General features: G+C 58.7%; 9 protein-coding genes, 1 other RNA gene and 1 pseudogene. 6 read left to right on the top strand and 5 right to left on the bottom strand.

Going from position 1 to position 23,830, the window contains the following annotated elements; genetic code table 11:
* Positions 1-39 precede the first annotated feature (39 nt).
* From FDX01_RS18450 to iolB, 6 genes are read left to right on the top strand one after another with little or no spacing between them, the layout of a single operon-like run.
* A complete protein-coding gene (locus FDX01_RS18450) occupies positions 40-1,587 on the top strand; it encodes a sugar ABC transporter ATP-binding protein (protein ID WP_096756052.1) in 1,548 nt (515 codons plus the stop codon).
* A gap of 11 nt (positions 1,588-1,598) precedes the next feature.
* Positions 1,599-2,627, top strand: a complete 1,029-nt coding sequence (locus FDX01_RS18445; RefSeq protein ID WP_137400249.1) for an ABC transporter permease — start codon at positions 1,599-1,601, stop codon at positions 2,625-2,627.
* A 10-nt stretch (positions 2,628-2,637) separates the two neighbouring features.
* Positions 2,638-3,771, top strand: coding sequence for a Gfo/Idh/MocA family oxidoreductase (locus FDX01_RS18440; RefSeq protein ID WP_137400248.1), 1,134 nt, complete (start codon positions 2,638-2,640; stop codon positions 3,769-3,771).
* Positions 3,772-3,783: 12 nt separating this feature from the next.
* Positions 3,784-5,688, top strand: a complete 1,905-nt coding sequence (iolC, locus tag FDX01_RS18435; RefSeq protein ID WP_096756055.1) for a 5-dehydro-2-deoxygluconokinase — start codon at positions 3,784-3,786, stop codon at positions 5,686-5,688.
* A gap of 14 nt (positions 5,689-5,702) precedes the next feature.
* Positions 5,703-6,593: a myo-inosose-2 dehydratase gene (gene iolE / locus FDX01_RS18430; protein WP_096756056.1), complete on the top strand. Its 891-nt coding sequence runs from the start codon at positions 5,703-5,705 to the stop codon at positions 6,591-6,593.
* A gap of 9 nt (positions 6,594-6,602) precedes the next feature.
* Positions 6,603-7,421 (top strand): 5-deoxy-glucuronate isomerase, encoded by an 819-nt coding sequence (gene iolB / locus FDX01_RS18425; RefSeq protein ID WP_137400247.1) that lies wholly within the window; start codon positions 6,603-6,605, stop codon positions 7,419-7,421.
* 318 nt (positions 7,422-7,739) lie between these two features.
* Here the strand turns inward: iolB and ssrA are convergent.
* The 5 genes and pseudogenes from ssrA to FDX01_RS18400 all read right to left on the bottom strand — a co-directional run.
* Positions 7,740-8,102, bottom strand: a transfer-messenger RNA (tmRNA) gene (gene ssrA, locus FDX01_RS18420).
* 72 nt (positions 8,103-8,174) lie between these two features.
* Positions 8,175-9,338, bottom strand: coding sequence for an HlyD family efflux transporter periplasmic adaptor subunit (locus FDX01_RS18415; RefSeq protein WP_137400253.1), 1,164 nt, complete (start codon positions 9,336-9,338; stop codon positions 8,175-8,177).
* 7 nt (positions 9,339-9,345) lie between these two features.
* Positions 9,346-11,532, bottom strand: a complete 2,187-nt coding sequence (locus FDX01_RS18410; protein WP_137400246.1) for a type I secretion system permease/ATPase — start codon at positions 11,530-11,532, stop codon at positions 9,346-9,348.
* Positions 11,529-12,938, bottom strand: a complete 1,410-nt coding sequence (locus FDX01_RS18405; protein ID WP_135911571.1) for a TolC family outer membrane protein — start codon at positions 12,936-12,938, stop codon at positions 11,529-11,531. Before FDX01_RS18405 ends, FDX01_RS18410 begins: the two co-directional genes overlap by 4 nt.
* A gap of 93 nt (positions 12,939-13,031) precedes the next feature.
* A pseudogene (locus tag FDX01_RS18400) lies at positions 13,032-23,830 on the bottom strand (BapA/Bap/LapF family large adhesin); the annotation flags it as partial.

Raw genomic sequence — 23,830 nt, 5'->3', positions numbered from 1 at the left:
CGCCGTTACGGCGGCTCACTCTAAAGGAGGAGCAGGCTGATGTCGCAACCCTTACTGAATGTGACCGACCTGGCAAAAAGTTTTTCCGGTGTCTGGGCGCTGAGCAGCGCGCAATTGACCGTTGGGGCAGGTGAGATTCACGCGCTGCTGGGTGAAAACGGCGCAGGAAAATCGACCTTGCTGAAGGCGCTCGCGGGCGCGCAGCCGCAAACTCGCGGTGATATCTGGTTCAACGGTGAAACGTTGCCGGTGGATGATTCCCCCGTTGAGCGGCAGAACAAGGGCATTATCACTATCTATCAGGAATTTAACCTGCTGCCGAATATGACCGTCGCCGAGAATATGTTCCTCGGACGTGAACCGCGCAAACGCAATCTGATTGTTGATGAAAAGGCGGTGAATCAGGAAGCGCAGGTGATTCTGGATTATCTGCAGTTGAACGTGGCGCCAACCACCGCAGTGGCTCGCCTGAGCGTGGCACAACAACAAATGGTGGAAATTGCCCGCGCGCTGACCCTCAATGCGAAGCTGATCATCATGGATGAGCCTTCTGCCGCACTGAGCGACAGCGAAGTGGAAAGCCTGCATCGGGTGGTGCGGGAGCTCAAAAGCCGCGGCGTGAGCATTATTTATGTCACCCACCGTCTACACGAAGTGTTCCAACTCTGCGATCGGTTCACCGTTTTCCAGGATGGCCGCTTTACCGGCAGCGGCGAGGTTGCCCAGACCACGGTAGAACAGCTGATCCGCCTGATGGTTGGGCGTGACGTGGCGTTTAACCGTCGCCCGCCGAGTGAAACCCATCATCAGGACAAACCTGTCCGCCTGGCGATCAAGGGATTAAGCCGCGTGAAACCGCCGCTGGATCCGCACGGTATTGCGCTGCATGACATCAGCTTTCACGTCCATGCCGGAGAAGTGTTAGGCATTGCCGGGCTGGTGGGCGCCGGGCGCACTGAAGTCGCGCGCTGTCTGTTTGGTGCCGACGCTTTTACCTCTGGCACCTTTGAACTGGATGGTGTGCCGTACCTGCCGCGCGATCCGCTGTATGCCCTGGATCAGGGCGTGGCGATGGTCCCTGAAGATCGCAAAAAAGAGGGCGCGGTACTGGGGCTGTCGATTCGCGACAACCTGTCGCTCTCCAGCCTCTCTTCTCTGTTGCATTGGCGCTGGTTCGTCAACACCCGCAAAGAGGATGCGCTGATTGAGGCTTATCGCCAGGCGCTGCAGATCAAAATGGTCAACAGCGCCCAGGAAGTGCGCAAGCTCTCCGGTGGCAACCAGCAAAAAGTGATTCTGGCGCGCTGCATGGCGCTCAATCCCCGCGTGCTGATCGTCGATGAGCCGACGCGTGGCATTGATGTCGGCACTAAATCAGAGGTGCATCAGGTGCTGTTTGAAATGGCGAAAAAGGGCGTGGCGGTGATTGTTATCTCCTCCGATCTGCCTGAAGTAATGGCGGTTTCCGACCGGATAATCACCCTGAGTGAAGGTCGTGTGACCGGCGAGATCCACGGCGATGACGCCAACGACGAGCGGCTGATGACGATGATGGCCATCAACCACAACGCCCTGAACGCGGCATAACGGAGTTTCTCATGACGCAGATGATTTCTAAAACGCAGGTTCCGGGTAAACGTGCCGGACGCCTCGATCCCATCGTCTTTTTTGAGCGCTTCGGCGTGCTGATTTTTATGATCCTGCTGCTGATTTTCTTCCAGTTGCAGAACAGCAATTTTCTCTCTGAACGTAATATTTTCAACATTCTGACCGAAGTGTCGATCTACGGGATCATGGCCGTGGGGATGACCTTTGTCATTCTGACCGCCGGGATCGACCTGTCGGTGGGGTCCATTCTCGCGGTCTGCGCCATGACCGCCGCGTATGTGATTAAGGGCGACAACTTTACCACCGTTGACCCGAACGCCTGGGGCGGCCTGAGCTGGCTGGTTGGGCTGGGGATTTGCCTTGCGATGGGCACCGCGATTGGTTTTCTGCACGGGCTTGGCGTGACTCGCCTGCGCCTGCCGCCGTTTATCGTCACCCTGGGTGGGATGACCATCTGGCGCGGCCTGACGCTGGTGGTAAACGACGGTGCGCCGATCGCCGGTTTCGATGCGGGTTACCGCTGGTGGGGACGCGGCGAGCTGCTCGGCATTTCCATTCCTATCTGGATCTTCGCGCTGGTGGCTATCGGCGGCTATCTGGCGCTGCATAAAACCCGCTGGGGTCGCTTTGTGTACGCCATTGGCGGCAACCCGGAAGCGGCGCGTCTGGCGGGGGTCAACGTCAAACGGGTACTGGTGAGCGTCTATGTGCTGATTGGCTGTCTTGCCGGGCTGGCGGGCTTCATTCTCAGCGCGCGTCTGGGCAGCGCGGAGGCGGTGGCCGGGATCTCGTTTGAGCTGCGCGTTATCGCCTCGGTGGTGATCGGCGGAACGTCGTTAATGGGCGGATACGGACGGATCGGCGGCACCATTATCGGCTCAATCATCATGGGTATTCTGATTAACGGCCTGGTCCTGATGAACGTCTCGGCTTACTACCAGCAAATTATTACCGGGTTAATTATCGTTCTGGCGGTGGCGTTCGACACCTATGCCAAGAGCCGTCGCGGCGCATTGTGAGGGATAAATAATGAAAGAGGTACGCATTGGATTGATTGGCACCGGGTATATCGGCAGGGCGCACGCCATTGCCTATGCCCAGGCGCCGACGGTGTTCAACCTGCGCGGCAAGCTGGTGCGCGAAATGGTCGCCGAAGTTACGCCGGAGCTGGCGGCGCAGCGGGCGCAGGCGTTTGGCTTTAACCGTTCAACCGGGGACTGGCGCGCGCTGGTGGCTGACCCGGCCATCGATGTGGTGGATATTTGTTCGCCCAATCATTTGCACAAAGAGATGGCGCTGGAGGCGATTCGCCACGGTAAGCACGTCTACTCGGAAAAGCCGCTGGCGCTCAATGCGCATGACGCCTACGAGATGGTTGAAGCGGCGAAGCGGGCCGGGGTGAAAACGCTGGTGGGGTTTAATTACATGAAAAACCCGACGGCGAAGCTGGCGAAAGAGATCGTCGAGCGCGGTGAGATTGGTGAGGTGATCCACTTCTACGGCACCCACAACGAAGACTATATGGCCGACCCACTTTCGCCCATTCACTGGCACTGTTTTAAAGAGACCGCAGGGCTGGGAGCGCTCGGCGATCTGGCTGCGCATATCGTCAACATGGCCCAGTATCTGGTCGGTGATATTCAGCAGGTCTGCGGTGATTTGAAGATTGTGGTGCCGGAACGCCCGGCGCAGGCCGGTTCATCGCAAAAGGTGGCGGTGGAAAACGAAGATCAGGCGCACGCGATGGTGCGTTTTGCGGGCGGTGCACAGGGGGTGATTGAAACTTCTCGCGTCGCCTGCGGGCGCAAAATGGGGCTTTCGTATGTGATAACCGGGACCAAAGGGACCATCAGTTTTACCCAGGAGCGTATGGCGGAGCTGAAGCTCTATCTGCATGACGATCCGGTGAATCGCCAGGGATTTCGTACGCTGCTGGTGGGGCCTGCGCATCCGGACTATGCCGCATTTTGCCTGGGGGCGGGGCACGGTATCGGCTTTAACGACCAGAAAACGGTGGAAGTGCGTGATCTGGTCGACGGCATCGCCGCCGATGTGCCGATGTGGCCGGACTTCGAAGAGGGCTGGAAGGTGTCGCGCGTGCTGGACGCCATTGCGCTCTCACACCGGGAAGGCCGCTGGCTGAACGTGAACGATATTGTCTGAAGAGGTATCAACGTGGAAAAGCAGTTTGATGTGATATGCATGGGCCGCGTGGCGGTTGACCTCTACAGTCAGCAGATTGGTGCGCGTCTGGAGGATGTTTCCAGTTTTGCTAAATACCTTGGCGGCTCGTCAGGTAATGTGGCTTACGGCACGGCGCGCCAGGGGCTGCGCTCGTCAATGCTGGCGCGCGTGGGTGACGAGCATATGGGCCGTTTTCTGCGCGAAGAATTACACCAGGTAGGATGCGATACCAGCCACCTGATAACGGATAAAGAACGCCTGACGGCGCTGGTGCTCCTCGGCATTAAAGACCGGGACACCTTTCCTCTCATTTTTTACCGTGACAACTGCGCGGATATGGCGATTGTCGCCAGCGATGTGGATGAACAGTACATCGCGTCTGCCCGCTGTCTGGCCATCACCGGGACCCATCTTTCTCACCCGCAAACCCGCGACGCGGTGCTGACCGCGCTCGAATATGCCCGCCGTCACGGTGTGCGTACGGCGCTGGATATCGACTATCGCCCGGTGCTGTGGGGGCTGACCTCATTAGGCGACGGCGAAACACGTTTCATTGCCGCCGAGCAGGTAACGCGTCAGTTGCAGGATGTACTGCATCTTTTTGATGTGATTGTCGGCACCGAGGAGGAGTTTCATATTGCCGGTGGCAGCACCGATACGCTGCAGGCGCTGGCTCAGGTGCGGGCAGTGAGTAAGGCGACGCTGGTCTGCAAACGTGGGGCGCTCGGCTGTTCGGTATACACCGACGCCATTCCACCGCGACTGGATGACGGTCTGACGGTGACCGGCGTACGCGTGGAGGTGCTCAATGTGCTGGGCGCGGGCGATGCGTTTATGTCCGGCCTGCTGCGTGGCTACCTTAACGATGAAGGCTGGGAGCAGGCCTGTCGCTATGCTAACGCCTGCGGCGCACTGGTGGTATCGCGCCACGGTTGCGCCCCGGCCATGCCGAGCAAACTGGAGCTGGATGATTATTTATCTCGGGCTGACACGGTGCCACGCCCGGATATCGACCCGCGTCTTAACCATCTGCACCGCGTCACCACGCGTCGTCGGGAATGGCCGGAACTGTGCGTGATGGCCTTCGATCACCGCAGCCAGCTTGAAGAGATGGCCTTGCAGTGTGGCGCTTCGCTAAAACGCATCCCGGCACTAAAACAGCTGATCTTACAGGCCAGCCGGGAAGCGGCGAGTTGCGCCGGGCTGGATGGCAAAGCCGGGCTGTTGTGCGACGGCACGTTTGGTCAGGATGCGCTGAATGCCATCACCGGTGAAGGGTGGTGGATAGGCCGCCCCATCGAACTGCCGGGCTCGCGTCCGCTGGAGATGGAGCACGGCAATATCGGCACGCAGCTGATCAGTTGGCCGCAGGAACACGTGGTGAAATGCCTGGTCTTTTTCCATCCGGAAGATGCTCACGCCCTGCGTCTGGAGCAGGAGCAAAAAGTCGCGGAGGTGTACCACGCGTGCTGCCAGTCCGGGCATGAACTGCTGCTGGAAGTGATCCTGCCCGCCAGCATGCCACGCAGCGATGAGCTCTATCTGCGCGCCATTTCCCGCTTTTATAACCTGGGGATTTACCCCGACTGGTGGAAGCTACCGCCGCTCTCTTCTGCGGGCTGGACGGCGCTGAGCGAGATCATTGCACGTCGCGATCCGCACTGCCGTGGGGTAGTTATTTTAGGGCTTGATGCGCCGGCCGATCAGCTCCGTGCTGATTTCAAAGCCGCTGCGGGTCAGGCGCTGGTGAAAGGGTTTGCCGTGGGACGGACATTATTTGGCGATGCCTCCCGCGCCTGGCTGAAACACGATATCGACGATGCGCAGCTAGTGGCGCGTATTCGGGACAACTACCTGCAGCTTATCGCCTGGTGGCGCGAGCGCGGACACGCATAATTCAGGAGAAGAGAATGACGGTACAATTAGGCATTAATCCACTGACATGGACCAACGACGATCTTCCTTCACTTGGCGCTGAGACTTCGCTTGATACCTGTCTGAGCGAAGGCAAAGAGGCCGGGTTTGCCGGGTTCGAGCTGGGTAATAAATTCCCGCGTGAAGCGCGCTTGCTGGGACCGATCCTGCAACGCCACGACCTGCAGCTGGTTTCCGGCTGGTATTCCGGTCGTCTGTTGGAGCGCAGCGTGGAGGAGGAAATTGCCGCCGTGCAGTCACACCTGACGCTGCTACGTGAGCTGGGTGCGAAGGTGCTGGTGTTCGCTGAAGTGAGCGGCTGTATTCATGGCGAGCAGCAGACGCCGGTTCATCTGCGTCCGCGATTCCCGCAGGAGCGCTGGCAGGAATACGGCGAGAAGCTGACCGAGTTTGCCCGCTATACCCAGCAGCAGGGTGTACAGATTGCCTATCATCACCATATGGGGACAGTGATTGAGTCCGCTGAGGATGTGGATAATCTGATGACGCATACTGGCAATGAGGTGGGATTGCTGCTGGATACCGGCCATCTGACCTTTGCCGGTGCAGACCCGCTGGCGGTGGCGCAGCGCTGGGCATCACGTATTAATCATGTTCACTGCAAAGATGTGCGGGCCGACGTGCTGGCCGACGTGAAAAACCGTAAAACCAGCTTCCTCGACGCGGTACTGAGCGGCGTCTTCACCGTGCCAGGCGACGGTTGCGTGGACTACCCGCCGATAATGGCGCTGCTAAAGGCAAATCAGTATCAGGGTTGGTTGGTGGTGGAGGCAGAGCAGGATCCGGCTATTGCGCATCCGCTGACCTATGCACGTCTGGGCTATAACAATCTTAGCCGTCTGGCGCGGGATGCCGGGCTTATCTGAGGAGGCGACATGTCACGTTTATTATCACCCTGGCAGCCGCCGAACGTGCAAGGGCGTACCCAGTCGGTGACGCCGGAAGGGGCGGGCTGGGGATATGTGGGCTTTGAGGCGTATGAACTGGCGGAGGGGCAGCAGTTGACGCTGCCCGCCGTCAGCGAAGAACGTTGTCTGGTGCTGGTAGCTGGACGCGCGACCATCAGCACGCCAGGGGCAACGTTTACCGACATCGGCGAGCGCATGAGTCCCTTTGAGCGCATCAAGCCGTGGGCGGTTTACGTGACCTCTCAGGAGGCTGTGCAGGTCACCGCGCTGACGACGCTTGAGCTGGCGGTGTGCGCTGCACCGGGGAAGGGTACGTACCCGACACGACTGATCGCCCCGCAGGATATCGACGGTGAAGCGCGCGGCAAGGGAAATAACCAGCGCTATGTGCATAACATTCTGCCGCAAGACAAACCTGCCGACAGCCTGCTGGTGGTCGAGGTCTGGACCCATGAGGGATGCACCAGTTCGTACCCGAGCCATAAGCACGATACCGACAATCCCCCACAGGAAACCTATCTTGAGGAGACGTACTACCATCGCCTCAACCCGGAGCAGGGGTTCTGCATGCAGCGGGTGTATACCGACGACCGGACGCTCGATGAGTGTATGGCAGTCTACAACCGCGATGTGGTGATGGTGCCGAAGGGCTATCATCCGGTGGCCACCCTGGCAGGCTATGACAGTTACTACCTGAACGTGATGGCCGGTCCGGTGCGTCAATGGATGTTCACCTGGGAAGATGACCACGCATGGATTAACCGCGATTATCCCGCGGATAAATAGGGGAATGAGTTTGATGATTATGGTTATCAGCGAACGTTAGTTGCTTTTATTCTCTGGAAAATCTGTTGATTGGGTCATTGCCCTGGATTCCAGGGCAATGACATGACCGGTGCAAAAAGCTGCCATTGCCGGGTTTCCATAGTTTTAGGCACCTCAAAAACAATAAAGCTTTATGAGGTGCCTAAAAGGTTCGGATTTAATGAGTTGGCTTCAGACTTCGCGGGACAAATTGTGGGCACAAAAAAGCCCGCAGGGCTTGCGCCGTGCGGGCTCTTAGGACTTCATCGGATGACTCTGGTAATCACCGATGGAGAATTTTGGTGGAGCTGGCGGGAGTTGAACCCGCGTCCGAAATTCCTACATCCTCGGCACTACATGCTTAGTCAGTCTTTACATTCGCACGCCAGCTGCGGACAGACACGCCACTAACGAACTAGCCTGATTAGTTTTAGCACTTCAGCCCCAGGCAGGACATCCGCGCGATCTCTTTTGGGTTTGACCTCTCTTTATCCCCGTCTTAAGAGCGGAAGCTAGGGAGAGAGGGCTCTTAGCAGGTTATTAAGCTGCTAAAGCGTAGTTTTCGTCGTTTGCGACTATTTTTTTGCGGCTTTTTACGAGGCCAACCGCCCCTCGGCATGCACCTTGGGTTTCGCAAATCCCGTCGAATCCAGAATCAGCCCCAATGTGTTAAGGCAAGTATAACAGACTTGTGACACGCGTGACCAGCCCCTGCAACCCCTTATCCTCAACGATTTAGCGCTCCCGTAGCGCTTCTTTTGCGCGATTAAACGGTTTGATTAAATAGTCGACGATGGTTTTTTCACCGGTTTTGATATCCACGCTGGCAATCATGCCCGGAACGATGGAGAAATGACGCCCCAGTTTGTTCTGCAAATAGTCCTGATGGGTACGGATAAACACGCGGTAGTAGAAGACTTCTGGCTTTACTTTGTCCTGAATGGTGTCCGGGGAGATGGTTTCGACCACGCCTTCCAGCCCGCCGTAGATGGCGTAGTCATAGGCGGTGATTTTCACCAGTGCCCGCTGTCCGGGGTGAATAAAGGCGATATCGCGCGGTGACAGGCGTGTTTCTATCAGCAGGTGATCGTCGACCGGTACAATCTCCATCATCTCGCCGTTGGGCGGGATCACGCCGCCAATGGTGGTGACCTGGATGTTTTTCACGATGCCGCGCATCGGGGCGCGGACGGTCAGACGGGTGACGGAATCTTCACGCCCCTTCAAAATAGCCGCCAGCATATCTACTTCGGCGTTGGCTTTTGACAGTGCTTCCCGCGCCTGCACGTAATACTGCGAGCGCAGGTCGGTGATTTTTAGTCCGAGGTCGCTTTTTTGTCGCTGCAGGCGCAGCACTTCCACATGGCTGGCGGCGCCGCTTTTCTCCAGCCGCTGGGTGATTGCCAGCTCTTTATTTACCGAGACCAGCGCATCCTGGAGTTCGACCATCGCGTCGGCAAGCTGCGCCCGACGGCTTTTATACAGCCGGGTTTCGGAGGCGATAAGGTCGGGCCAGGCGTTCAGTGCATCGGGAAAGGTCAGCGGCAGATCGTTGACTTCGGCATTGAGTCGCGCGCTGGAGGCCAGCGAGGCGCGGTATCGGGCGGCGCTTTCGCCGACGTTAGATTCCGAGCGGGTCGGGTCGAGACGGGCCACAACCTGATTGGCCTGTACTTTGTCTCCTTCGCGCACCGTCAGTTCGGCGAGGATCCCGCCGTCAAGCGACTGCAGCACCTGTTCGCGCGAGCTGGGGATCACTTTGCCGCTGCCGGTGGAGACTTCATCCAGCGTCCCGAAGTATGCCCAGATGCCCAGAATGGCAAACAGCAGCGTGCTGAGCAGGATAATTCGGCTGGCACCGGAAAAGCGCTGTTCGTGGCGGATGTCGAGGTCGTCCATGGCGGCATCATGCGGATTGGTTTTCATTTTTCCACTCCCGACCGTGAGTCTGTGCAGGCGCGCGACTCGCGTTCAGCGCCTGTGCTTTCGGGGCATCCATCACCAGTTGACCTTCTTTTAACACCACCACGCGCTCGACCAGTTCCAGAACCGGTACGCGATGGGTGGCGACGATCAGCGTGCGGTTGCCGAGCCACTGGTTTAGCCGTTGAATAAACTCCCGCTCGGTATGTTCATCCAGCGAGGCGCTGGGTTCGTCGAGCAGCACAATATTGGGCGAGCGCAGCAGCATTCTTGCCAGCAGAATGGATTGCCGCTGCCCGCCGGAGAGGCCGTTACCGCCTTCCATAATCGGGTGTCCCAGCCCTTTGGCGAGGTGTTTAACAAAGGTGGCTGCGCCGCTGACTTCCAGCGCGTCGAATATCTGAGCATCGCTGACATGCGGGGCGCCGAGGGTCAGGTTCTCACGCAGCGTGCCAAAAAACAGGCGTGCATTTTGGCTGAGAAAGCCGATGTTGCGGCGTAAATCGGCCATGTCGATCTGTGCCAGGCTCAGGTTATCGAGCCGGACGTCGCCCTGAATCAGCTCCACACCGCCCGCCATGGCCTGTAGTAGGGTGGATTTCCCCGCGCCGTTACGCCCGAGGATGGCGATGCGTTCCCCTGGCATCACCTCGAGGCGGGCAATGCGCAGCGGTACCTGCTGATCGTCGCTGTGGTAGCGAAAGTGGGCGTTCTCAAACAGATAGTGCCCGCGAAAGATTTCCTGATGTACCCGATTCTCATCGTGCTGGGTTTCGGTGGGGAGCTGCATAATGCTGTCCAGCCCCGTCTTCGCTGCCTTGACCTGCTGCCAGCGCGCCAACACGCCGCACAGATTTGCCATCGGGGCAATCATTCTTGAGCCGAGCATTGAGGCCGCCACGACCGCGCCGGTAGTCATGGTGCCTTCGATGACCATCGGCGCACCGAACATAATAATCGCAGCGTAGACCAGACTTTGTACTGACATGCCCCAGCCAATCAGCCCCTGAGTCAGCTTGCGCGTGCGCAGTCCGGACTCGCCGGTAATGCGGATGTAGCTGTTCCACTGCTGCAAAAAGCGGTTCTCCGCCTGCATCAGCTTGATGTCCTCCAGCCCCTGGACGCTTTCGACCAGCACGGCGTTACGCAGCGTGGATTCGTGCGCAGCCTGGTTGGCGAGCACCGCCAGCTTCTTCTGTAATAGCAGGCCAGGCAGGATCATCAGGATCGCAGCGACGGGCGCTATCCACGCCAGCTGCGGGGCGATGCAGGCCATCACGACGATAAACAAAAAGAAAAAGGGCAGATCGACAAGGGTCGACAGGGTTGAGGAGGTGATCATCTCCCGTACCTGCTCCAGTTCGCGGAGCTGGGAAATAAAGCTGCCGGTGGAGCGGGGGATGGCGCTGTTACGCAGGCGCAGTGCGTGGCTGAACACGCGATCGGAAATGCGCATATCGGCGCGCTTGCCGAGTACATCCATGATATGGGTACGGGCTTCGCGCAGTAAAAAGCCGAACAGCACCGCCACCAGCACGCCGGTCGAGAGCACATACAGCGTGGGATACGATTGGGCCGGGATCACCCGGTCGTAAACCTGCATCGAGAAGATAATCCCGGCGAGCGACAGAACGTTAATCAGGAAAGCGGCTACCATCACCGGCAGGTAAGGCCGGATGTCCTGGAGCACCAGGTCGCGCATCCAGTCCGGCTTAAAGCGCGAAACATAGCGGTCGACCCGACTGTCTTTGAGCGCCGACAGCGGGCGCAGGGCGGTAATAGTGTGGATCTCCGGCAGCAGCTCGGCAATCGCCAGCCGGTTGCGCTGGCCTTCTTCGGCGATGATAAACACATCCAGCGCATCTTCACCGTTGAAGTGCTCTATTACCATAATTTGGCCGTCGCGTAGCTCCGCCACAACCGGTAAACGCCACTGGCTGAACAGATGTTTTGTGGTATCCAGCGTATGAAACGACAGCCCCGCCTGGCGCGCGAGTTGCGTCAGGGCGAGGGGTTTATTTTTTCCGGCAAACCACGGAGCGTTGGCCTGAATCGCGCCGGGCGAGCAGGTGACGCGATAGTGGCTGGCAATGTGGCTAATGGCCTGCGCCCACAGGTTCAGGGCGGACTCGCTAATCGTCTCTTCTGCACCCGGCTCGACGTGGCTCATAGCTGGATCTCCACTGACTGGATGCTGCGATTGTTGAGGGCGAACGCCTGGCGCAACGTGCCGGTATTGTAGAGGCAGTTCAGCTGGAGTTGACGAAGCTGGCTTTGGGTTTGCAGTTCGGCAAAGCGGGCCTGATACACCTCCTGCTCGGCATTAAGCACGTCGAGCAGCGGACGAGAGCCGAGATCCAGATATTGCTGTTGATACAGTTCGCGCGTGCGTTCGCTCAGTCGTTGCTGGCGGCGCAGGATCTGCAGGGCGGTGGCAAGACTCATCGCCTGGCTGCGGGATTCGAGCAGTTTCTGGCGCACGTCAAGGCGGGTGCGCTGGATGGAATACTGTGCCGAGTCTACCGCATGACCTGCGGCGTTGCGCCGGGCGGTGAGTCCGCCTCCCTGATACAGCGGCATCTCGACTTTCACCCACGTGGAGTACTGCGTTTTGTCGAGCACCTCATGGCTGGGATATTTGTCATTGAGATAGTGCTGCACGGAAGGCTCAAGCGAGATAGTGGGCGTCATCTGCGCGTTGGCGTAATCCAGATTGGCCTGTGCGACATTAGCCTGCGCCCAGGCTGCCAGCACCGCAGGTACCAGCCTGTCATCAGGCTTGGTGATGTCGCAGCTGCTGTCCAGTTTCACCGGGAACGCGTTGCTGACGCCGTTGAGCGAATTCCAGCCAAGAAAGCTCATCAGTGTCGCCTTGCTGCTGTCGAGGTTCGCCTGATACTGCGCCAGCTGCGAACGAGCGGATTCGATACGCGCGTCAGTTTGTACCACGTCAGAGAGCGACGTGGCTCCTTCATCGTTGCGTTGCCGGGTCAGCCTGCCAATGCCGTTCAGAGCGGAGAGTTGCGCTTCGGCGGCGTCGACCATTTGCTGCCAGGACTGTACCTGCACAATGGCGTTGGCGGTTTCGTGGGCGACGGTGTCAATGCTGAGTAAGACGTTAGCCTGCTGCTGGGCGGCCCCCGCAGTCTCGGCGCGTACCTGACTGGCGACTTTGCCAAAGTCATACAGCATTTGCGAGACCGAGATCACCAGCGACGGGCTGAAACCATGATCGTTATAGGTATTGCTGTAGCCGTTGTTCACCCCGGCCGTGACCTGCGGATAGTATTTGGATTTCGCCACGTCGATCTGCTCATTTTGCGAGAGCAGTTTGCCGATCGATTCACGGATCGCAGGATGCCAGCTTACGGCGCGGCTTACCGCATCGTTAAGCGTCAGGTTGCCGGGCGCGGCGGCGCTCAGCGGGAGTTCGGCCACCGACCCATCCAGAGAGGGGAGCATCTGGCTGGTGGCCAGCCCTTCCGGCGTAATGATTTGCGGTTCATCTTCGGCATTCACCTGTAAGGAACAGAGCGTGAATGCCAGCAGCAACGTAACAGAGGCGACATTTCTCATCGTATATCCCTTTCAAAATACGGCAGTGACGACTGTTATTGCCCCGGACGTCATAGCATCCGGGGCTGTTGTTATGGCGTTTTGGTGCTCACGTCAGGTCACAATATGATTTTGTTGGATCAGCTCATCGAGCGTGGTGTGAACGTTCTCCAGTGTCACAAGGCTGGTTGATTGATAGGTGGCGCCCGTACCGTCGCGGTCGATGGACACCACGGTGTTGTTACCGCTGGTGGACACGGTGAGATAATTGCCGAGCGTGGCGTTCTGCCCGTTCCAGCCCACCAGCAGGTCGCCGATATCGATTTTGTCACCCTGCGCCAGCGAGAAGTTGCTCCAGGTGTCCGCGGTTCCGTTGCCGCCGGTTGCATTATTGGCGCTGAGCAGGTGGTAAATCAGCGTATCGCCGTACGCGCTGCCGATAACCCGATCGGCCTCCGCGGTGCTGATCACCTGTGGATTCATATCGATGGTCAACGTGGCGCTATCGGTATGTCCTTTTTGGTCGTTAAGGGTGTAGTTGAATGTCTCTTTGGTCTTGATGGATTCCAGTGAGACATCGCTGTTGAGGGTATAGGTGTAATGCCCATCAATGCCCATTGTCAGTTTGCCGTACAGTCCATTGATGGTGGCGCTGGCGGTGCTGCTGCCCAGTGGATCCAGCGTGGCGGTACTGCCGCCCGCGCCGTTCACCGTCAGCAAGGTGTGCACGCTGGCGATATGGTCGCCGTCATAGATGTTGCCGGTGACGCTATTGACGCCCGCGGTTTCGAAGTTATCGAGATCGACTATTGTCCCTTTCACGCTGGGGGTGATGGTGATGGTGCCTAGCCCCAGCGCACCCGCGTTGCCGGTATAGTCGAGGCGATAGTTCCCGGCGTGCAGCACCAGTCCGTTCAGGGCAATATCAAGATTGCCGCCGATCAGGAGCCCGCCGTTGAAGGTATCCCCGGCAACTTTAACGCCATTGCTGTCGTACAGCGCCCAGGTCACGTTCAGCCCACCCAGCGTCAGCCCTGATACCACGTTAAAATGCAGCACCACGTTTTGCACCGCTGTACCTGCTGCGACTTCAACTGTTCCGGTACCACTTTTCGAGCTGGGTCCCAGCACAGTGGTCCAACTGGCCGATCCCACGCTGGAATCACTAAAGGGCTGAGACGTATCCTGCAACGTCGTGACCGCCATCTGGCTGCTGGTGTCGTTCACCGCGTCCAGCGCCAGCGGGGTTGGTTTGATGTTCAGCGACGCGCTGCCGGTATCGCCATTTTGCGCCTTGACCGTATACACAAAGCTGTCCGGCGTATTGATGCTGTCCGCGCCCAGTCCGCTTTTCAGCGTGTAGCTGTAGTTCCCCTTCGCATCGATAGTGAGTGTGCCGTACTGTCCCTCAATACGGGGTGTGCCTGTTAAATTGACTGCGACGCCGTTCACGTCGGTGATAACCGTACCGGCGGGCGCGGAATCATTGGCCAGAATATTACCGTTGGTTGAGGCACTCAGACTGTCCACCGCATAGGTGTGATCGGCCTGAATATTCAGGGTGTAGCTGGTCAACAGCGCCAGACCGCCGCCGGCGTTCAGCAGGAACAGGTAGTCACCGCCCGGCAGCGTGATGGTGAAATCTTTTGATTTTCCACCCAATACTGCCGTGACCCAGTTGGGTTGTACCCGATACTGCTCGTATTGCTGAATAGCGTCATTAAAACGGTAGACGTACAGATCAAAGCCGCCGAGCGTTACGCCGAGAACGTCGGCCTGAATCGTCAGCGTGCGGGTGGCGCCATCTTCAACGTTGAATTTGATGGGGTTGGTTAACCCGTCGACCAGACTGACGTCCAGCACATTCCCCAGGCCTACGCTGGCGAGCGTAAAGCCGGTTTGTTTTGATGGTCCGTGGTCGACCACGCTGACCTCGGTGCCGTAGGTCAGTGAGGCGACATCGTCTGCCGCTGTTACCGTACTGGCCGTCGGACCCTGGCCCAACGCCACCACCAGTTTTGCCGAAGAGTGGTCGTTACCGTGCGTCAGCGTATAGGTGAAGCTTTCAGAACGACCGTATACCGAGGCGGATTTATCGGTGAGGGTGTAGGTATAACTCCCGTCCTGATTAATATGCAAGGTGCCGTATTTACCCTGCACATCAGCCCCGCCCAGCGGAATGTTCACCACATTGCCGTTGCCATCGGTAATCGACGTCACCCGCGTGCCGGATGGGGCATTATCCTGCCCGTTGGTGGGGTCAGTATCGGTGATGATATTGCCAGATTCGCTGGTGCCGCCGGTGATCGTTCCGGCGCTGGTTTTGACCACCGCCACGTCCAGACTGGTGAAGGCCCCGGTCGCCAGCAGGCTGGTGTTGTAGCTGACGACACGGTAGTCCCCACCGGTAAGCCCGCCATAGTTGAGCGTCACGCCGGAGGCGCTGAGCGTCAGCAGGTCGGCAAAATCGGCTTTACCGGTATCGACCACCGTCACCCAGGCGTTGAGCGTGGAGTCAAAGCGCTGGATAACAATCCCCATGGTACTCAGCAGCGACAGCACAATGCCGGTTGCTGCCGCGTTGATGGTGATGGTGCCGCTACCGCCGGTCTGAATGTTGAAGTTGACGAGTGCAGTGTTGTCTCCCAGTACCTTCAGCACATTATCCACCGCACCGACCAGCAGGAAGCCATAATCGCTTTTGTGCTCGTTGGTGACCGTGAAGTCGGTTTGTAGCGCCAGACGAGTGACGTTGTCTTCAGCCAGCAGCGGTAAGACCGGTGCGAGGATGCTGGTCGGCGTTGAGATGTTGCCTGCCGCGTCGGTCGCAGTAGCGGACAACGACTGGCCCTCAATCTGGCGTACCGGCAGGGTGACGCTGTAGACCCCGCTGCTGTTGGCGACCGCCGTAATGCTGCCGCCGCCGGGCAAGGAGATAGTGACCGTACTGCCTGCTTCGGCGATGCCGCTGACCGTGCCGCCGTCGGCGCTGATCAGCACTGATGGCGGCGGCGGTGGTGTGGTATCGACAATGACGTTAAACGCGCCAGACAACACGCCGGAACCGTTGGCGTTAGCCGCACTGGCGGTAAACGCGTGGTTGCCTTCACTGAGCGCGCCGGAAGGGGTAAAGCTCCACAGTCCGTTGCCGTCCGCGGTTGTGGTGCCCATCAATGTTCCGTTGTTGTACAGGCTGACGACGGCGTTAGCCTGTGCCGTGCCGCTGAGCATCGGACGTGTGTCATTGGTGGTTTTTCCGGCGGCGACATTGCCGGTGACCGTACCAATGTCATCAAAAACGCTGGCGATAATCGGTGCGGGTGGTACCCCGGTAAACGGGGCCAGCGCGTTGCCAGGCGTGCCGGTATTCCCGGCGGCATCCTGCGCGCTAACCTGCAGCGTTTGTCCGCTGATCTGCGGCGGGTTGAGGGTAAAGGTGAAGTTGCCGGCGGCGTTGGCCGTGGCGGTGCCGAGCACGGTGCCGCTGCTTGTCGTGACGATCACCGTGCTGTTGGCTTCCGCAACGCCGGTCAGCACAGTACCGTTGGCGTTAACCGCCAGAGCGGTGGGAATACCCGGAGCGACGGTATCGACCACAATCGACGCGGCAGCCGACATGCCGCTGGTATTGCCCGCGCTGTCCGTTGCGGTAATAGTAAATGAATGGGGGCCCTGACCCAGTGCGGTAGACGGGGTGTAGTTCCAGTTGCCGCTGCCATCCGCCGTTACGCTGGTGACAAAGTTGCCGTTGTCATAAATATCAACCCGGGCATTGGCTTCCGTGGTGCCGTTTAACGTGGGGCGCGCGTCATTGGTGGGCGGGTTGTTGCCAATCGACCCGGTATTGGGACCGACATCATCAACAATGCTGCTAATTGACGGCAGCGTGGGGGCGGTGGTGTCCACGTTAATCGTAAAGCCCGCCGTTGCACCGCTGGTGTTGCCCGCGGGGTCGGTGGCGGTGACGGTAAAGGTGTGCGAACCATTCCCCAACGGTGTCGTTGGGGTAAACGACCAGCTGTTGTTACTTTGCACGAGAGCAGTGCCGAGCAGCGTGCTGCCGTCATAAATATTGACGGTGCTGCCCGCTTCGGCGGTACCGTTAAGCGTAGGGCGGGCGTCATTGGTCAGTTGCCCGTTGCTCAGTGCGGCATTAAACACGCCGCCAGTGATGTCATCCACCACCGAGGTCAGGATCGGTGTTGATGGCGCAACGGTATCAACGTTGAGAATAAATCCGCTTGACGCCGGGCCGACGTTTCCGGCCGCATCCGTGGCGATGGCGGTAAAGACATGCTGGCCGTTACCCAGCGTAGTGGACAGAAACTCCCAGGTGCCGTCTATTGTTGCGGTAACTGTCGTCAGCAGCGTGCCGTTGTCGTAAATGGCAATCCGGGCGTTGGCCTCCGCAGAACCGCTCAGCACGGGGCGGGTATCGTTGGTCCAGGCACCGCTCGACAGCGTGCCGGTGCCCGGTTGTACGTCATCAAAGGCCTAGATAATGGTGGGTGCCAGCGGGGCGACGGTATCCACAATCAGGGCAAACCCGGCAGACGACACGCTGACGTTGCCGCCCGCGTCGGTGGATGTCACCGTCAACACGTGATTGCCGTTACCCAGCGCACTCCCCGGTGTAAAATTCCATACGCCGTTTCCGTCTGCAGAAACCGTGTCGATAAGCGTGCCGTTGTCATAGATTTTGACCGTCGAATTGGCCTCCGCCGTACCGTTAAGGGTAGGGCGCGCATCGTTTGTCGCCTGACCGTTGTTTAGATTTCCTGTTAGTGGGCCGACATTATCGCTGACCTGGGTAATAACCGGCGTGTTCGGTGATACCGTATCAACCGTGAACGTAACGCCGCTGGAGGCCGGGCTGGTATTGCCCGCGCTGTCGGTGGCGGTGGCGGTCAGCGTATGCGGACCGTTACTCAGAGCGTCCGTTGGCGTAAAGCTCCAGGTGCCGCCTGCACCGACGGTGGTGGTGCCAATGGGTAAACCGTCGCTCAGGATAGTAATCGTTGCGCCGATTTCACCCGTTCCACTCAGCGCTGGGCGGGTTTCGTTGGTCGTCTGACCGTTACCTATTGGCCCGGTGGTGGGGGCCGTGTTGTCCTGTACGTTACCGATGACCGGCGCCAGCGGGGCAACGGAATCCAGTTCAAGGGTAAAGGCGGAGGACGCCCCACCCGTATTACCGGCTTGGTCTGTGGCTGTCGCGGTGAAGACATGCTGCCCCTGACCCAGCGCGTTTTCCGGTGTGAAGGTCCAGTTGCCGGATTCATCTACCCGCGCGGTACCTAATTCGACGCCCTTATCTTTTATCGTGATAGTCGCCCCGGCTTCCCCTTTGCCGTTCAGCGTTGGCTGCGCGTCGTTAGTCAGTTGCCCGTTCGTCAGTGAGGTATTTCCCGGTTGGTCGTCAATCACCGAGGTGATGATTGGCGCGGCTGGCGCCAGTGTATCGACAACCAGCAGGAACGGCGGCGTTGCCGGGCTGATGTTGCCCGCACCATCGGTGACGGTAGCGGTTAACGCGTGATTGCCTTCACCGAGCGCTGGGGCAGGTGTAAAGCTCCAGTTGCCGTCTGCGTCGCTGGTGGTGGTGCCGATTACCGTCCCTTTATCAAGAATAGTGACGAGCGAATTCGCCTCGGTCACGCCTTCCAGTGTTGGGGTGTTGTCGTTGGTCGACTGCCCGGAGGTGAGCGTCTGGTCCGTGCCGACGTTGTCCTTCACCGTCACAATGGACGGCGCGTCCGGGACTAAGGTATCGACAATAATGCGGAAACTGTCTGAGGCAGCGCCCTGGTTGCCTGCGGCGTCCGTCGCGCGCACAGTGAAGTCATGCGGGCCTTCGCCCAAGGCATTGGTTGGGGTATAGCTCCAGAATCCGCTGCTGTTGACGGTGGTGGTGGCATAGACACCGTTGCCATCGTAGAGAGTGATGGTTGCGCCTGCTTCGCCGGTACCGTTAAAGGTTGGTCGGGAATCGTTGGTAAGTTGTCCTTTGTCTAACGTGCCCGTACCGGGCGTGACATCGTCAATAATGCTGGCGATGGTCGGGGCCAGCGGGGCGACGGTATCGATAGTGATGGTGTAATTAGGTGATTGACCGCTCTCTGCACCACCTACTGTTTGCGACACGGTGAAGTTATACGCGGTACCGTTTGTCAGTGGCGTGGACAGTTGATAGCTCCATGCGCCGGAGGTGGCGTCGGCGGTCACTGTGTCGAGTAGGGTCCCATTTTGGTAAATGTTTACCGTAGCCCCCGGAGTGGCGGTTCCTTGCAGCAGCGGTAAGGTGTCATTGGTGGTTTTACCGTTGCCAATCACCCCCATGACCGGGGCCACATCGTCCACAATTTCCAGCGTCGGCGGGTGGGGGATGCTGGACGTCGCGGCGTTAAACGGCGTGGGATCGCTCTGATTACCTGCCGGGTCTTGGGCGATAGCATCCAGTGCCTGACCGGTTGTTTGCGCCGGTGAGAGGGTAACGGAATAATTTCCCTCGTCGTCGGCAATACCCTGACCGAGAATCGTGTTGTCGCGGCGAATGATAACGGTGCTGCCCGGTTCGGCCGTGCCGCTAACCAGCGTACCGTTTGGATCTACGCCACTGACGGTTGGCATTGCAGGTGGCAAGGTATCGACGATTAACGTCACGGGGTTTCCTGCTGCCAGCACGTTACCGGCAGCGTCCTTCGCGCCGAATGTCAGCGGATGTGGGCCATCGCCCGTCAGGGGAACGTCTACGCTCCAACTGCCATTTGCGGCTACGGTGGTTTCGGCGACGACGGTGCCATTATCGAAAATGATGACCGTGCTGCCTGGTGTACCGGTTCCGCTGATCGTCGGGGTGGTATCGTCCGTGACGCTGTTGTTGGTTAGCGAACCGATAATAACCCCAGCGTCATCTTCAATATCCGTGACCTGGGGCAACTTCAATGCTGTGCTGTTCACCGTAAACGAGACGCTGTTTGAGGCGTCGCTGGCATTTCCTGCCGCATCGGTGGCGATGGCGGTCAGCGTGTAGCTGCCGTTGGTCAGCGCCGGGTTGGGCGTGATACTCCAGACGCCGCCTGCAACGGTAGCCGTGCCAATTACCGTACTGCCATTGTACAGGGTGATGATGTCACCGTTGGAGCCGGTTCCGCGGATGGTCGGCGTGGTGTCATCCGTCACCGCGCCGGCGGCGAGATCGCCTCTGACATCGCCGACGTCATCATTAACCGCGGTGATAACCGGCGGCGCGGACGGCGTCGTATCGATGCCCAGGGTGACGGCATCCGAACGCGGGCTGACGTTGCCCGCCGGATCGGTGGCGGTGAGGGTGACTTGATAGCTGTCCGGATTAATCGGGTCGGTTGGCGTAAAGCTCCAGGTGCCATCCGCCCCGACCGTCGCCGTGCCCAGCGGTTCGGTTCTGCCATCAAGATAGATGGCGATAACATCTCCGGCACTCCCGGTACCGCTGAAGGTTGGCGTGGTATCGTTGGTGATGCCGTTGGTGATAATTCCCGTTATCGGATTGACGTCATCGGTTATGGTTGGCGGCTCTGGCTTCGCGGGCGGCAGGTTATCTACCGTCAGCGTAAAGCCGGCGGACGGGATCCCCGTGTTGCCAGCCACGTCTGTCGCTGTGGCGGTGAATTTGTGTGGACCGTCTGTAAGCAACGTTGGAGTAAAGGTCCAGGTGCCGTTTGGCTGCACGGTGGCCGTACCCAGACGGACGTCATTATCAAAAACGGTAATTGTCGCACCCGGCTCGCCGGTGCCTGACAGCTTGGGGTTGTCGCTTTTGGTGCTCCCGCCGTTAGCCAGCAGTTTTGTCTCACTGCCAATAAGTCCTTCCGCTGAGGTGATAACAGGGGCGGCTGGCGGCGTGGTATCAATCGTAAGCGTGAAATTACCGGCACTGCTGGCGTTACCCGCTTTATCTGTCGCAATAGCTGACAGCGCGTGTGGACCCTCACTCAGCGGTTGAGTGACCTGAAAACTCCAGCTTCCTTCCGGCGTCACTGTGGCAGTGCCTATGGGGGTAGCCCCATCGTAAATTGTGATCGTGGAATCTGCGACTCCGGTGCCTTTCAGCAGCGGCAGGGTATCGTCTGAACGTCCGCCATTGGCTAGGTCGCTTTGCAAACTGCCTGCGTCGTCCGTGGCGCTCGAAATAATGGGGGCATCGGGCGCTTTGGTGTCGACCGTTATGATGACAGGGGGGGCGGTGACGACGTTACCGGCGGCATCCGTTGCGGTCAGCGTAAAACGGTGGGTGCCTTCGCTAAGGGCCTCATTGGCTGGCACGCTATGGCTCCAGGTGCCTGTTCTGTCGATAAGAATAACCATCATCTGCAGGCCATTATCATACAGCGTCACCAGCGAGCCGGGTTCACCGGTCCCTGAGAACGTGGGGGTTTTGTCATTGGTGACCCCGTTGTTCGCGACGTTGCCGGTGATGCTGCCGACGTCATCGTTGATAAGCGTAATGGCCGGTACGGTGGGGGCGATACTGTCGACAATGATTTTCCAGCTGGCGGCACTGCTGGTGTTACTGGCGGCATCGGTAGCCGTCACCGTAAAGACGTGCGCACCCTGCGCCAGCGCGGTGGTGGGGGTATAGTTCCAGTTGCCGTTGCTATCTGCGGTGACGGTCGCGAGCAGGTTACCGTTATCGTAAATCTTAACCTGAGAGTTGGCCTCGGCAGTGCCTTCAATTTTGGGTTTATCGTCGTTGGTCAATCCATTGTCATCAATGCGGCCAGTGTAATCCGCAACATCGTCTGTGACGGCGATAATAATCGGCTGTTCGGGTGCAGTGAGATCTGGTGCTATTGCTGAAGTTGGCAGACTTTCGTTGCCTTTGCCGTCCGTGGCGGTGACGGTGACCGTCTCGCTGTTGATTTGTGCCGGTGAAATTGACACGGTGAAATTGCCGCCGCTGTCCGCCTGGCCCTTGCCAATAATATGACCATCGCTGTCTTTGACGGTGACGGTACTTCCGGCCTCGGCGTGGCCGCTCACCGACCCTCCATTTCCAGCGACGATAACATCTGTCGGTGCATCCGGTGCAGTGGTATCCGGCGCGGTGACGGAGGCATTGCCCCCTTTGTTACCTGCTGCATCGGTCGCGTTTGCCGTCAGGATCTCACCATTCGTCTGCGGCGGTACCAGCGCTGCGGTGAAGTCCCCCTCTGCAGTGGCTGTCGTTGTGCCAATGATATTGCCGCGTGGATCCAGAATATTGACCGTACTGTCAGGCTCGGCCTTGCCGGTGACCTCGTTGCCCGCGCCATTAATCACCAGGTTTGTAGGCGGTTGTGGGGCGGTGATGTCCGGCGCAACTGCCGTTTCTGGCGGACTTGAGTTTCCTGCGGGATCGGTCGAGATGGCTGTAAGCGTTTCGCCATTGGTCTGCGGCGGTTTGATGGTAATGGTAAATGAACCATCCGGCCCGGCGACGCCGCTGCCAATGGGGGTATTTTTACTGTCGCTGATCACCACGGTATTGCCGGGCTCGGTTTTCCCGGTTACGACAGCGCCATCTGCCGAGACGTTGAGATCGTCAGGCGCAGACGGCGGCAGAGTATCAATATTAATGTTGAATTCGGTCGACACTCCCCCGGTACCCGACTGGTTGGTTGCGCTGACGGTAAAGGCGTTCGGGCCGTCATCCAGCGGTGAGCTTGATGTCCAGCTCCAGTTGCCGTTGCCGTCAGCCTGTACGCTGTCGACCGCTACGCCGTTGTCGTAAATATTCACCGTGCTGTTGGCGTCAGCGGTACCGGAAAGCGTGGGCTTGTTATCGTTAGTCGCCTGATGATTGCTCAACGGCCCGGTTGACGGGGCGATGTCATCCATCACGCTGACGATAACCGGTACGCCAGGATAGCCTGAGTTCTGAGCGTTGAATGGGGTGTCTGGCCCGATGTTGCCCGCTTCGTCATGAATTTTTGCGGTAAGTGATTCACCGTGGGTCTGCGACGGTGAAATCGCGATGCTGAAAGTGCCGTCCTGGCCTACAACGGCCGAACCCAGCAGCAGATTACTACTGCCGATAATACTGACCGTGCTGCGTGGCTCTGCGCTGCCGGTGACCGTTGTCCCTTCCGGGTTGACGTTGGTAATCGCTGCCGCCGGAGGCGGGGTGATATCGACAGTGAAGGTGGGCACGGTGGTTTCTGCACTGACGTTACCTGCAGGGTCGGTTTGCGTCAGCGTCAGATTGTGAACGCCTTCGCTCAACGGCGTATCCGGTGTGAATGTCCAGTTACCATTCTCATCAACCTGCGTCATGCCAATCAGGATACCGTTGTCGTAGACGCTGATGAAATTGCCGGCAACACCGATACCAGAGAGCGTCGGCGTGTCATCGTCGATCACGGCGTTACTGGCGATAAAACCTTGAATGGATCCGACATCATCGAGTTCCTGAGAGAGAGCAGGCGCATCAGGGGCGAGGGTATCAATGATAATAACCCAACTGTTTGACATGCCACTGCTGCCCGCGCTGTTCGACGCGCTGACTGTAAACTGGTGGGTACCATCCGCGAGAGGGGGAGATGGTGTAAATGACCAGTTACCGCTGGCATCGATGGTGACCTGGCCAATCTCTTTGCCATTATCGAAAATATGCAACGTGGTATTAGCCGTTCCCGTCCCTTGAAGCGTAAGGGTATTGTCGTTGGTGGACTCCTGTTGATTGACAATGCCAGTAATCAGCTCCTGGTTATCGACTACGCTGGTGATGACGGGAACGCCGGGGAGCGCTGGCGTTGTTGGTGGGGTTCCACCGTCGCCATCGCCATTTCCACCGCCGGGGTTATTACCGTTGCCGTTTCCCGGATTATTCCCGTTTCCATTCCCGTTCCCGGGATTATCACCACCGCCACCGCCACCGCCACCGCCACCGCCAC

Origin of the sequence: Citrobacter sp. wls613 (assembly GCF_005281195.1) — a bacterium.
Lineage (GTDB): Bacteria > Pseudomonadota > Gammaproteobacteria > Enterobacterales > Enterobacteriaceae > Citrobacter > Citrobacter gillenii.
The sequence above is the reverse complement of the archived record's forward strand: the minus strand, read 5'-3'. Positions and strand labels throughout refer to the sequence as shown.

What these genes read in the sequence shown, in the direction of transcription:
- FDX01_RS18450 (WP_096756052.1), top strand. Translation starts at nt 40, where the DNA reads ATGTCGCAACCCTTACTGAATGTGACCGACCTGGCAAAAAGTTTTTCC.
- FDX01_RS18445 (WP_137400249.1), top strand. Translation starts at nt 1,599, where the DNA reads ATGACGCAGATGATTTCTAAAACGCAGGTTCCGGGTAAACGTGCCGGA.
- FDX01_RS18440 (WP_137400248.1), top strand. Translation starts at nt 2,638, where the DNA reads ATGAAAGAGGTACGCATTGGATTGATTGGCACCGGGTATATCGGCAGG.
- iolE (WP_096756056.1), top strand. Translation starts at nt 5,703, where the DNA reads ATGACGGTACAATTAGGCATTAATCCACTGACATGGACCAACGACGAT.
- iolB (WP_137400247.1), top strand. Translation starts at nt 6,603, where the DNA reads ATGTCACGTTTATTATCACCCTGGCAGCCGCCGAACGTGCAAGGGCGT.
- FDX01_RS18415 (WP_137400253.1), bottom strand. Translation starts at nt 9,338, where the DNA reads ATGGACGACCTCGACATCCGCCACGAACAGCGCTTTTCCGGTGCCAGC.
- FDX01_RS18410 (WP_137400246.1), bottom strand. Translation starts at nt 11,532, where the DNA reads ATGAGCCACGTCGAGCCGGGTGCAGAAGAGACGATTAGCGAGTCCGCC.
- FDX01_RS18405 (WP_135911571.1), bottom strand. Translation starts at nt 12,938, where the DNA reads ATGAGAAATGTCGCCTCTGTTACGTTGCTGCTGGCATTCACGCTCTGT.